This window comes from Steroidobacteraceae bacterium (genome assembly GCA_041395505.1).
Taxonomy (GTDB): domain Bacteria; phylum Pseudomonadota; class Gammaproteobacteria; order Steroidobacterales; family Steroidobacteraceae; genus JAWLAG01.
Map to the genome: position 1 here is coordinate 746,108 of JAWLAG010000002.1, position 12,004 is coordinate 758,111.

Below are 12,004 nucleotides of genomic sequence, written 5' to 3' on the forward strand. Positions count from 1 at the left end.
CGACACCGCGTGGCCGCCGGCACCAGGCATTGCGTAGAATGCCGCAGCACAACGACAACGGTTAGATCATTGAAAGCCCAGCTCCACGCAATGCTCACGACGGCGATCGACACGGTCGCCAGAGACCTGGATTTTCCGGCACCGGCCGCGGCGGACATCGAACTGCAACGCAGCCGCGACGCAGCCCACGGCGAGTTCGCCTGCAATATCGCGATGCGCCTCGCGCGCACTGCACGGCGCAAGCCGCGCGACATCGCCGAGCGCATCGTGGCATCCCTGCCTGCCAACAGGCTGCTCGCGCGCGCCGAAGTGGCGGGCGCCGGTTTCATCAATCTGTTTCTGAGCAGCGTCGCATGGAGCGACGAACTCGCTGCAATACTCTCGCAGGGCGAAGCCTATGGACGCAGCACGAGCGCCAGCGGGCGGCGCGTGTTGCTCGAGTTCGTTTCGGCCAATCCCACCGGGCCCTTGCATGTCGGCCACGGTCGGCACGCGGCCTATGGCGCGACGCTCGCCAACCTGCTCGCCGCCACCGGCCATGATGTCCACCGCGAATTCTACGTCAACGATGCGGGCCGGCAGATCGACATCCTTGCCGCGAGTTGCTGGGTACGCTGCCTGCAAGCTGCGGGCATCGATCTTGCGATGCCCGCGAATGGTTACCAGGGCGATTACCTGCTGCCGCTCGCCGGGCAAATCACCGCCGCGTTCGGCGCTCGACTGCATCGACCGCTCGCCGATATCGCCGCCGGCCTGCCGCCCGATGCGCCGACCGGCGACAAGGAAGCCTATATCGATGCGCTGATCGGCCGCGCGCGCGCGCTGCTCGGCGATGAGCTGTTCGATGAGATGGCGATGTTCGCAAGCGATGGCATGGTCGCGGACATTCGCGCCGACCTCGAGGCATTTGGCGTGCAATTCGATCGCTGGTTTTCGGAGCGCAGCCTGAGCACGGGCGGTGCCATCGACCGCGCGATAGCGCGGCTGCGCCGGCAGGGCAATGTCTACGAGCGCGACGGGGCGTTGTGGTTTCGCGCCAGCGCCTTCGGCGATGACGAAGATCGCGTGGTCGTCAGGGAAAACGGCGTTACGACCTACTTCGCCTCCGACATCGCCTACCACCTCGACAAGCGCGAGCGGGGCTTCGATCTGCTGATCGACGTGCTGGGCGCCGATCACCATGGCTATGTGGCGAGGGTGCGCGGCGGACTCGAGGCGATGGGGGAACCGCCCGCGTGCCTCGAGGTCTGCCTGCTGCAGCTCGTCAATCTGTTTCGGGCCGGCCAGAAGCTGGCCATGGGCAAGCGCGAAGGCAATTTCATCACGCTGCGGCAACTGCGTGAGGAAGTCGGCAACGACGCCTGCCGCTTTTTCTATGTCATGCGCGGGCATGAGCAACACCTCGATTTCGACCTGGAGCTGGCGAAGGCGCGCAACAACGACAACCCGGTGTACTACATCCAATATGCATACGCGCGCATCGCCAGCGTGTACCGGCAACTCGCCGTGCGCGGGCTTGGCTATGACGAGGCGGCTGGCCTCGCTGCTGCCGGCGAACTGCGGGGATCCCACGAAGTCGAGCTCATGCGCACGCTCTCGCGTTACCCGGAAATCATCGAACAGGCGGCAGCGCAGCGCAGTCCGCATACGCTCGCACACTACCTGCGCGATCTCGCGCAGGCCTTCCACACGTTCTACAACGCCGAGCAGGTACTCATCGAAGACAGTGCATTACGCAACGCGCGGCTCGCCATGCTCGCCGCCCTGCGCCATGTGATCGTCAACGGCGCGAGGATATTGGGAATCGGTACGCCGGAGAGCATGTGACACGACTGACATCGCGTGACTTCAAGAAGCCGCGCAGTGGCCATCTGGACATGGCGCGCCTGCGCGACTTCGCAGTCGGCGCGCTGACCGGCGCGGCCTTGACCGCCGTGCTCTTCGGTTATGCATCGCGCCGGCAGCACGCTGTGGACAACGCGGCGCCCATACCGAAGCCGCAAACCGACGCGACGAGCACCGCCGATGCCGCGGATGAAGGCTCGCAGTTCGACTTCTACGAGATGCTGCCCAAGTTCGAGGTCGTCGTCCCCGAGCAGGAGCGCGATGTAAAGCGCGATGGCACCGAAGCGCCCGTGCAGCGCCCGGGCATCTACGTCCTGCAGGCGGGATCCTATCGCCGCCGCGAAGATGCGGATCGCGTCGCGCGCCAGCTCGCCGTGCTCGGGATGCGCGCGCAGGTGCAGAGGGTTGCGGTCGACAGCGATGTCTGGCATCGCGTGCGGCTCGGCCCCTTTACCGATCTGGCAGAGCTCGAACGCACGCGCAATGCCTTGCGCGAGGCCGAGCTCGATGCGCTGGTGATACGCGTGGGCGACTGAGCCGAACGAGAACTCGCCCCGAAACGCGTCTCCAATTTGCGACCCACTGCACAGGATTCACAATTCTGCGGATCGACTCGTTCGCAGTGTTAAGTTGCGCGCGACGCATCCGACTTCGTAGGTAGATTCGTAATCGTTGGCAAACCTGTTGAAAGACAGGGACGCAAAGCCACCGGTCTAAAGGCGCCTCGTGCGCCCATGACAGCGGGGTTGCCGGAATGAGCCCTCATGCTCACTCCGTCCGGTCGAGCGCTTGGCGCCGCAACCGTCGCGTCCCGTCAGTGAGCTGGTTCTGCCTGTCACCAGTTGCGCGACGGAGTACCGACAGATGCCCACTGTTCCGAGCCGATCCCTGCTGCAGAGCATTGCAGTCGCAGCAGCGCTGCTACCTCTCATCGCCGCCTGCCAGGGCGATGGCAACTCCAGCAGCAGCGCAAGCGCAACGCGTCCCCGGGTCGGCATCTCATCGGGTGGGAATCCGGTGCCGATCGCGCCCGCCAACCAGCCGCCACAGGTGAGCGGTACGCCGGGCACGACCGTCACAGCCAACAGCAGCTATGCATTCCAACCCTCGGCCCGGGATCCCGAAGGTCAGGCCTTGAGTTTCAGTATCGCCAATCTGCCCAACTGGGCGTCCTTCGATACCCGCACCGGGCGCCTGAGCGGTACGCCCGATACGGGCAGCGTCGGCACCTATCGCAATGTCACGATCTCGGTGACCGACGGACTCGCGACGGCATCGCTGTCGCCGTTCAGCATCGAAGTGAAGGCCCTGCCGGTGTCGAGCGCGCCCAAGAGCGGCAGCGCGACGCTTTCCTGGCAGGCGCCGACCAGCAATTCCGACGGCAGCGCGTTGACCAACCTGGCCGGCTACGTCATCTACTACGGCGCGAGTCCGGCGGCGATGACCAACAGCGTGCGCGTGGACAACCCTGGTATCACGCGCTACGTCGTCGAATCGCTCGATGCGGGGACTTACCACTTTGCGGTGAGCGCGCGCAATGCTGCCGGCCTCGAAGGACCGCGCTCGGCGACCGTATCGAAAACCATCAGCTGAAAATCACGTCCGGCTTTGCACCACGCCGGCGGGCGTAGCCGGGTCTTTCAGTCGTCCGGCGAACTTCGAAAATCGATGCCGAGCGAGCGCAGCTTGCGATACAGGTGCGTGCGCTCCATACCGACACGCTTCGCGAGCAGACCCACCTTGCCGTGACAGAGCAGCAATTGCTGCTGCAGGTACGCGCGCTCGAACTGGTCGCGCGCCTCGCGCAACGGCAATGCCAGCAGGTCCTGCTTCACCAGAGGCTCATCGGGCGGGGCATAGCTCTTGATCTGCTGCTCGACCTCCTCGAGGGAGACGTCGTCGGCGGTAGGCTTCATGAGCAACCGCTGCACCATGCCCTTCAATTCGCGGACATTGTCCGGCCAGGGATAATTGCGCAGGCGGTTCTGCGCCGCGACGCTGAAGCGCCGATAGCGCAACTGCTCGACGTCAACCAACCGGTCGACATAGTGGCGCAACAACTCGGGCACGTCCTCTGCGTATTCGCGCAGTGGCGGAATGCGCACGAGCAAGGTATTCAGCTGCCCAAGCAGGTCGCGCCGGAAACCATCCTCGAGTGCGCGCGTCTCGATGCCGGGGCGCGCCGCAGATACGATCCGGGCGGCGAATTTGATGCGTTCGGTGCCGTTCACTCGGCAGAATGAACCCGTCTCGAGCACGCCAAAGAGCAATCGTTGCGCGTTGCCTGGCAAGTCTTCGAGTTCGAGTATGAACAAGGTGCCGTTGCCGGCACGCTCGAGTGCGCCGCGGCTCGGTCCCTGCGCGGTCTCCGCGCCGAACAGCGCGGTTTCGGCGTCGGTGTCGCGCAGCTCGCTCGCCACCAGGGTTACGAATGGCTCATTGCCGCGCGCCGAACGATCGTGCAGATAGCGCGCGAAGGACTCGCGGCCCGTGCCTGCCTCGCCAATCATCAGCACCGGCGCGGCAAGGGCCGCCACACGCTCGATCTCTGTGCGCAATTCCTGCATCAACCGGCTCTTGCCGACCGGCACGCCGAGCGGTGCAGGGATATTGCGTCCGGCGCTGCGTCCGCGCTTGCCATGCTCGAGCGCGCGTTCGACCGTGCGCAGAAGCTTCGCGAGCGAGAGCGGTTTCTCGACGAAATCGAAGGCGCCAAGCCGGGTCGCCTCGACGGCGGTCTCGACGGTACCGTGGCCGGACATCATCACGACAGGCGGCCCAGCGGCCGCGTCGGTCGACCACTCGCGCAACAAGGTGATGCCATCGACGTCCGGCATCCAGATATCGAGCAGCACCAGATCGGGCGAACGTCTCGCGCGCGCAGCCCGCGCCGCCGTGGCATCGGCCGCGACTTCGACGCGATAGCCTTCCTCGGCGAGTATCTCGCTCAGCAGACTGCGTATGTCCGCTTCATCATCGACGACGAGTATGCTCGCACCGCTCATCCAGCTTCCCCTAACCCGATTCAACGACCGCCGCAGCGTGCTCATCCTTGATCCGACTGCGCAACGGTAACTCAAGCGTAACGCAGGCACCACCGGTAGCAATATTGTCGGCGCTTATGCTGCCACCATGCTCCTCGACGGTCTTCTTGACAATGGCGAGACCGAGTCCAGTGCCCTTCGGTTTACTGGTGACATAGGGGTCGAATACCCGTCCCAGGAGCTCGCGCGCGATACCCGGCCCGTTGTCGCGGATCAGAATCCGCACGTAGGCGCGTTCATTACGTTGAATGCGGCTGGTACTGATTTCGATCCGCGCACCGGCGACACCACTCAGCGATTCGACCGCATTGGTGAGCAGATTGTTCAGCACCTGGCGCAATCGTCCGCGATCGGCCTCGATCCACAGGACCCCGGCGAGCTCGGTCACGATGGCGATCGCGGGGTCCTGGGTCTGATAGAGCTCCGCGACTTCACGGACCAGTTCGTCGAAGTCGAATCGGCTGAGCTTGGTCTCCGGCGCGCGGGCGTACTCGGAGAACGCATTCACCATCTGCTTCATCGTATCGACCTGCTGAATGATGGTCCGGGTGCCGCGCTCGAGCACGTCGGCGTCCTCGGCCTGCATGTGCTGCATCAGCCGGCGGCGCATGCGCTCGGCGGAGAGCTGTATGGGCGTAAGCGGATTCTTGATTTCGTGGGCGAGGCGACGCGCCACCTCGCCCCAGGCGGCGTCGCGCTGGGCATTGAGGAGAGCCGTCAGGTCATCGAAGACCACGACATAGCCCGGCTCCTCTTCACTGTCGCGCGGCAACCGCGTGCAGGTGCACATGAGGACGCGCGCGCCGGCCTCGCCGTCGAGCTCGAGCTGTTCGCGCCATTCGTCACGGTCGGCGGCAAAATGGGCCAGCAGCGCCGCGACCAGCTGCTCGAGTCTCGCGCTGCCGGCGCGCAATTCGGCGAGCGGCAAACCCACCGCCGCCGTCAGATCGACACCCAGGATCGCGCCGGCCGCGTCATTCGCGACCCGCAGCCGCAACTCCTTGTCGATGACGATCACACCCGATGACAGGCGCGCGAGGATGACCGCGAGACCGGCGCGCTGGCGCTCCAGCTGCTGCTGGTTGCGATCGGCTTCCGCGCGCGCCCGACGCAGCCGCTTGGTCATGTCGTTGAACGAATGCACGAGGAAGCCCATTTCATCGCGCGACGGCAGTGGCAACCGGGTCGCGAAATCACCCTTGCCTACCGCACGGGTGCCGGCGATCAGGTCCTGCACCGGCCGCACCAGGCGTCGTGCCGATTCGATCGCGCCGTAAATGGCCGCGAGCATGGCCACCAGCAACACGAGGGTCAGCGTGAGCCTGAAAATGTTCTTCAGCGGCTCGCGCAAGGCCGCGAGATCGCCATATTGCGAGTAGCTCGACTGCACGGCGTCGGTGAGCGCCGCGAGCTGTGCTGGCACCTCGTGCACGACGAGCACATAGCGCGAGGAATTCGGTGTCGCTCCCGGTATCGGCGCCGCGGTGCGTATCACGTACTGGCCCTTGGCCGCCGGTTCGAGTGACACATAAGTCTGGCCGCCCCCGACCTGGCGGACTATTTCGCGCGCCGGCCGCTCGGGTATGACATCGAGCGCCGCGCCGCTGATCGCGAGCAAACGGTCCTGCGGACCGTATACAGCGATCTCGAGCGCCGAGTCATTGCGTCGCTCCGTGTCGATGACCGACGGCATGCGCGATTCGGCTATCGTGCCGAGGTCGGCTGCCAGCCTTTCGGTGCGCTCGACATGCTCCCGGATGCGAAGATCGAGCGCTGCGCGCGAGAGCACCACGGCATCGTTCAGGCCCTGGCGGATTTCGACGCGAAACCAGCTGTCGATACCGCGATTTAGGAACTCCAGCGAGAAGAGGTAGACCACCAGCAGTGGCGCCACGACCAGGCCGCTGAATACGCCCACAGTGCGCAGCGTGAGCCGCGATCCGGGTACCTGGTTGCGGTAGTCGCGCAACAGTTGCAGGAGCTTGCGGCTGAGCAATACGACCAGCATGACCAGCGCAAGCACGTTGACCAGAAGGATCCAGGGTTGCCAGCGGCTGAACTGCGCGGAGTTCTGCGCCGATTTGGCGAGCGCGAGCAGCGCGATGCCACCGAGCACGACCCAGGCCGCGATCAGCAGATAAGGGCGCAATCGTCTCAATGCGGCAGTGTCCACGAGTACCAGTCGCTCTCGCGATGCCAGGAATCACTCCAGAAGACAAAGAAGCGCAACGCATCCGGGACCCGGCCGCGGCGCACGCCGGCGCGAACGCTCACCCGGTAACTGGCACTGGCATCGAGTTGCGGCTCGACCAGGATCGGCCGATTCTCGATGCGACCGATCGCATCGACCGCATCCTCGAGACTTACGAACGATGCCTGGTCGGAGTTGCGCAGGTCGCGCACCACGTAGCGATCACTCACGCTGTGGTAGGAGAGCTCCTTTTCGATGGCAAGCCCGACGATGCTGTCATCGAACCAGTAACGTCTCTCGCGCACGATGACGGTCTCGACATTGAAGCGCAGGCTCACCCCTTCCTTGAGGGCGGCATGAATTTCCTCATTGAGCGGAAATCGGATCACGGCGTTCAAGCGATAGACGCCGCCATCGACCGTGACATAGGCCGACTCGATCTGCAGGCTGCCGTCGAGCGTGTCGGCGCTGGCAAGGCCCGCGGTTGCGAGTAGCCCCGCAAGCAGCAGGAATGAGCGTCGCAGCGGGCCTCTCATCGGCCGAGCCCCAGGCGCGCGAAATAGAAACCATCACAACCCGCTGCTGCGGTGGGCAGCAATTGCAGTCCATGGCGCGTATATGCCGCATCCGGCGGCAGGCCCGACCCGTGCTCGATGGGCAGCACCTGGACGCGGGGATCCGCCGCGAGCAGCGCCTCGATGCAGCGATCGTTCTCCACCGCGAGCACCGAGCAGGTGCAGTAGAGGATTTCGCCGCCTGGGGCGAGCAGATCGAGCGCCTGGCGAAGCATCGCAAGCTGCGTTGCTGCGAGCGCCTGCAGATCGCTGGCGCGGCGCAGCAGCTTGATATCGGGGTGGCGACGAATGACGCCCGTCGCGGAGCAGGGGGCATCGAGCAGGATGCGCTCAAAGCGACGCTGGCGCAGCGCCGGCGACGGCTGGGTGAGATCCTCGCACTCCACCTGGCAACTGCGACCGATGCGGCGCAGGGTATCGCGCAACAAGTGCAGCCGCTCGGCGTCGACGTCGGCGGCAATCAAGCGCAGACGCGGCGCGAGTTCGAGCAACTGGCCGGTCTTTCCGCCCGGCGCAGCGCAGGCGTCGAGCACGCGCATGTCCTCGCGGGCATCGACGAGGACCGCGGCGAGCTGCGCGGCGGCATCCTGTACCGTCACCAGTCCGTCCTCGAAGCCCGGCAACCTGCGTACCGCGATGGGCTGCATGAGCTCGATGGCATTGTCGCGCCAGGCAACGGCCTTCGCCTCGATATGCGCTGCATCGAGCGCGCCAAGGTATTCCGCAGTACTGCCACGCGCGGCATCGACACGCAATGTCATCGGCGGGTGCTGGTTGTTGCCCTCCAGTATCGCCTCCACCTGCGACGCCCAGTCGCGTTGCAGTTCGCTTGCGAACCACGGTGGATGCGCATGGCGCGTCGCGAGATCACGGTCGACGGCGCCCAGGATCTCGTCGCGCTCCTTGACGAAGCGTCTCAACACGGCGTTCACGAGGCCGGCGGCGCGCGCGGCGCCGAGCACCCGTGTCGCCTCGACCGCGACGTTGACGCACACCTGCGCAGGCGTGCGCGAATAGACAATCTGGTGCGCGGCGGTGACGAGCAGGGCGAACAGTGGCGGCTGCAGGCTCGCGGGCGGTCTGGCGAGGAGCGGTGCGAGCGCTGCTTGCAGGCGCAGGTACCAGCGCACGCTGCCCAGTGTCACGGCACGCACGGCCGCCCTGTCGCTATGTTCGCGCGCGCTCGCCAGGGCAATTTCGCTCGAACAACCCTGGCGTGCAATGGCATCCACGGCGCTTGCGGCCGCCGCAAAGACGGCAGCTCCCGGCAGCTTCGCGCGCTCGGGCGCTTTCGCGTGGCGTCGGGGGTGCCGATGTACGGCGGGCTCAGACATCGAACTGCCCGCCCAGGACCCGCTCGCTGTTCACGAAGTCCCGCGCGCTGACCGCGCGCCGGCCGGGCCGCTGCATGCGCGTGATCCCGAGCTCGCCCTCGCCACAGCGAACCCAGAGGGCGTCGTCCGCAAACTCCAGCACGGCGCCGGGGCGGGCCGCAGGCTGTGCCGTTTCCGGGCGCAGGCGGCTCGCATGAATCCGAAGTAGTTCGCCACCCAGGGATGCCTCCGTGCCTGGCCACGGACACAAGGCCCTTACCTTGCGATCTATTTCGACAGCGCTGCGCCTGAAATCCACCCGGGCGTCCTTTTTATTCAACTTGCGCGCGTAGGTTACTCCTAGGTCAGGCTGCGGTTGGCCGGCAAGAGTTCCCGCGGCCAGACGCGCGAGGGCCCCGAGCAATAATTCGCCACCCTGTGCCGCCAGCCGGGCGCCCAGTTCCGGTGCCGTCTCGCGGGCGCCGATCGCCAGCTCGCGACGCGCGAGTATCGGGCCGGTATCGAGACCGGCGTCCATCTGCATGATGGTGACACCCGTCGCCACGTCGCCCTCGAGCAAGGCCCATTGGATGGGTGCGGCTCCGCGCCAGCGCGGCAGGAGCGATGCGTGCACGTTGATGCAACCCGCGCGCGGCAGGGCAAGAATGGCGGGCGGCAGCAGCAGGCCATAGGCGACCACGATCAGCGCATCGAGCTGCCAGCCATCGAGCAGGGACTCGACCGCGGCATCGCGCAGGGTTACGGGGGTCGCGACCGGGACGCCATGCGATTGCGCGAGCGCGCGCACCGGACTCGGCGCGGTCCGCTGGCCGCGCCCGGCAGGCCGGTCGGGTTGGGTCAGCACGCCGATTACCTGGTGCACGGATGCGAGCAGGGCGGCCAGCGAGGGCAAAGCGAACTGCGGTGTTCCGGCGAAGCCGAGACGCAGGGACTTCACGGGCGCGGTGGCCGTCGCGATCTCTAGAGCGCCGGTTCGCGCAGCGCCAGCTTGTCGGTCCGTTCGGTCCGCGCCTTGGCCAGTTTCCTGCGGATCCGTTCGCGCTTCAGGTCCGACAGGTAGTCGACGAACAGCTTGCCCTCGAGGTGGTCCATTTCGTGCTGCAAACAGACGGCCTCGAGATCTGCCAGGCTGTGTTCACGTAGCTCGCCCTTCGTCGTGTGTGTGCGCACGCGCACCGTAGCCGCGCGCTCCACTTCATCGAAAATTCCGGGCACCGACAGGCAGCCTTCCTCGGTTACGGTCTGTCCGTCACGGACCAGGATCTCGGGGTTGATGAATACGCGCGGCTGGTCACGGTCGCGCGAGACGTCCATGACGATAATGCGTTGGTGTACGTCGACCTGGGTCGCCGCAAGGCCGATACCGGGTGCGGCATACATGGTCTCGAACATGTCGGCGATCAGCCGCTCGAGCGCGGCGTCGAAGGAGGTGACCACCGCGGCCCGGGTGCGTAGCCGGGGGTCGGGGTATTCGAGTATGGCGAGCCGTGACATTTGACGAAATATGGTAGCTGTTGTTTCATTCCACCGGGCCGCTTGCCCGTATCACTCAAGGTCCGGGTGCGCTGCCGCATGGGCGTGACACAGCGCACAAAGTTGACATTAAACCGTGGGTTTGCGCGCTGGTTGCGATTATAACAGCGGCAGCCCCTGCCTCACCCGTGGCCCAGGAGCAAAGGATGTTTTTGAATCAGACACTTGTTAGGCATTCCCTGGTCCTCGGCCTGGGCGTGCTGGCCGGTCTCGCGTTGCTCACAAGCTGCGCGAGCACTTCCCGTGGCGATGACAGCGCCGCCGTGGTCGGCGCGTCCGCGCCGCGCGCGATGGCGCCCGACGATGACACGAGCGTCGACGAAGGACAGGCGCTCACGGCCACCGAAGCGGCCATAGCCGCGCAGGGCGACGGCGCTGCCGTGCAGTCCGCTGCGCCATCAGGCGACATCATCCGCGACGATGCCCCGCGCAACTACATCGTGAAGCGCGGCGACACGCTCTGGGGCATCGCATCGATGTTCCTGCGCGATCCTTGGTTGTGGCCGGAAGTCTGGTACGTCAATCCGCAGGTCAAGAACCCGCATCTCATCTATCCCGGCGACGAGCTGGTGCTCGCCTTCGGCGCGAACGGCTCGCCGCAGATTACTTTGGGCAGCGCCGGTGCGGCGCGGCTCGATCCGCGCCTGCGCAGCGAACCGCTCGCCGGCGCCATCGCGACCATTCCCTACGCCGCGATCGCAGCCTTCCTCGAACGCCCGACCGTCATTACCTCGGATCAGGCGCAGGTCGCGCCGCGCGTGCTGTCCTTCCGCGATGGTCACATGGTCGGCGGTACCGGTCATGAAGCCTATGTGCGCAACCTGCAGCGCGACGCTGGCGGCCGTTTTGCCATCGTGCATGTCGGCGAACCGCTGGTCGACCCGGACGATGGCGCCCTGGTCGGCTACCAGGGTGTCTACACGGGCACGGCCGAAGTGGTCAATGCCGGCGATCCGGGCAAGGTTCGCCTCACCGATGCGGCTCGCGAGACCCTCGCTGGCGATCGGCTCATCAAGACCGAAACCGACGTACCGCTCGACTTCGTGCCGCGCGCACCTGACAACAATGTCGACGGTCAGATCATTTCCGTCATCGACGGTGTCGAACTCATCGGCCAATACAAGATCGTGGTCATCAACCGTGGCGCGCGCCATGGCCTGCTGCCCGGTCATGTGCTCGCGGTCGATCAGGCAGGCGAGACGGTTCGCGATCGCGATGCCGGTCGTGGGCTGGTTGGGCGCCGCGTCGGCAACGCCTTTGCCGAGCGCGTCAAATTGCCCGATGAGCGCGCCGGCACGTTGTTGGTGTTTCGCACCTATGATCGCGTCAGCTACGGCCTGATCGTCGCGGCGACGAGCCCGATACGCATTGCCGACAGGGTGCGTACGCCGTAAACGGCCGGGCGCGAAGCCAGCGCTCTTTCAGTTCATCCAGGACAGATCGGCCGGCAGCGATGCCGGCCGATTGCTTTATGCTCTGGCG

Annotated in this window: 10 protein-coding genes and 1 riboswitch; of the genes, 4 read left to right on the forward strand and 6 right to left on the reverse strand. The window is 65.8% G+C overall.

The annotated features are described in order from the left end of the window. Positions 1-69: 69 nt before the first annotated feature. The 3 genes from R3E77_16050 to R3E77_16060 all read left to right on the forward strand — a co-directional run bounded on the left by R3E77_16050 (position 70) and on the right by R3E77_16060 (position 3,438). Positions 70-1,827 (forward strand): arginine--tRNA ligase, encoded by a 1,758-nt coding sequence (locus tag R3E77_16050; protein ID MEZ5500928.1) that lies wholly within the window; start codon positions 70-72, stop codon positions 1,825-1,827. Continuing rightward, on the forward strand, positions 1,824-2,381 hold the full coding sequence (locus R3E77_16055) for an SPOR domain-containing protein (GenBank protein ID MEZ5500929.1): 558 nt from the start codon (positions 1,824-1,826) through the stop codon (positions 2,379-2,381). The genes R3E77_16050 and R3E77_16055 overlap by 4 nt, the downstream gene beginning before the upstream one ends. A gap of 128 nt (positions 2,382-2,509) precedes the next feature. After that, positions 2,510-2,599: riboswitch (cyclic di-GMP riboswitch) on the forward strand. Positions 2,600-2,709: 110 nt separating this feature from the next. Then, positions 2,710-3,438 (forward strand): putative Ig domain-containing protein, encoded by a 729-nt coding sequence (locus tag R3E77_16060; GenBank protein ID MEZ5500930.1) that lies wholly within the window; start codon positions 2,710-2,712, stop codon positions 3,436-3,438. Between the two features lie 47 nt (positions 3,439-3,485). Here the strand turns inward: R3E77_16060 and R3E77_16065 are convergent, their stop codons facing one another. From R3E77_16065 to def, 6 genes are read right to left on the reverse strand one after another with little or no spacing between them, the layout of a single operon-like run. Then, on the reverse strand, positions 3,486-4,850 hold the full coding sequence (locus R3E77_16065) for a sigma-54 dependent transcriptional regulator (protein MEZ5500931.1): 1,365 nt from the start codon (positions 4,848-4,850) through the stop codon (positions 3,486-3,488). 10 nt (positions 4,851-4,860) lie between these two features. Then, positions 4,861-7,047 (reverse strand): ATP-binding protein, encoded by a 2,187-nt coding sequence (locus tag R3E77_16070; GenBank protein MEZ5500932.1) that lies wholly within the window; start codon positions 7,045-7,047, stop codon positions 4,861-4,863. Beyond that, positions 7,044-7,616: a DUF4390 domain-containing protein gene (locus R3E77_16075; protein ID MEZ5500933.1), complete on the reverse strand. Its 573-nt coding sequence runs from the start codon at positions 7,614-7,616 to the stop codon at positions 7,044-7,046. Before R3E77_16075 ends, R3E77_16070 begins: the two co-directional genes overlap by 4 nt. Continuing rightward, positions 7,613-8,989, reverse strand: a complete 1,377-nt coding sequence (rsmB, locus tag R3E77_16080) for a 16S rRNA (cytosine(967)-C(5))-methyltransferase RsmB (GenBank protein MEZ5500934.1) — start codon at positions 8,987-8,989, stop codon at positions 7,613-7,615. Before rsmB ends, R3E77_16075 begins: the two co-directional genes overlap by 4 nt. Continuing rightward, positions 8,982-9,926 carry a methionyl-tRNA formyltransferase gene (fmt, locus tag R3E77_16085; GenBank protein MEZ5500935.1) on the reverse strand — a complete coding sequence of 315 codons (945 nt, stop codon included), beginning with the start codon at positions 9,924-9,926 and terminating at the stop codon, positions 8,982-8,984. Before fmt ends, rsmB begins: the two co-directional genes overlap by 8 nt. 23 nt (positions 9,927-9,949) lie before the next feature. Beyond that, positions 9,950-10,483: a peptide deformylase gene (gene def / locus R3E77_16090; protein ID MEZ5500936.1), complete on the reverse strand. Its 534-nt coding sequence runs from the start codon at positions 10,481-10,483 to the stop codon at positions 9,950-9,952. Between the two features lie 185 nt (positions 10,484-10,668). Here def and R3E77_16095 point away from each other — a divergent pair, with 185 nt between their 5' ends. Beyond that, positions 10,669-11,916, forward strand: a complete 1,248-nt coding sequence (locus R3E77_16095) for a LysM domain-containing protein (protein MEZ5500937.1) — start codon at positions 10,669-10,671, stop codon at positions 11,914-11,916. The last annotated feature ends 88 nt before the right edge of the window (positions 11,917-12,004 follow it).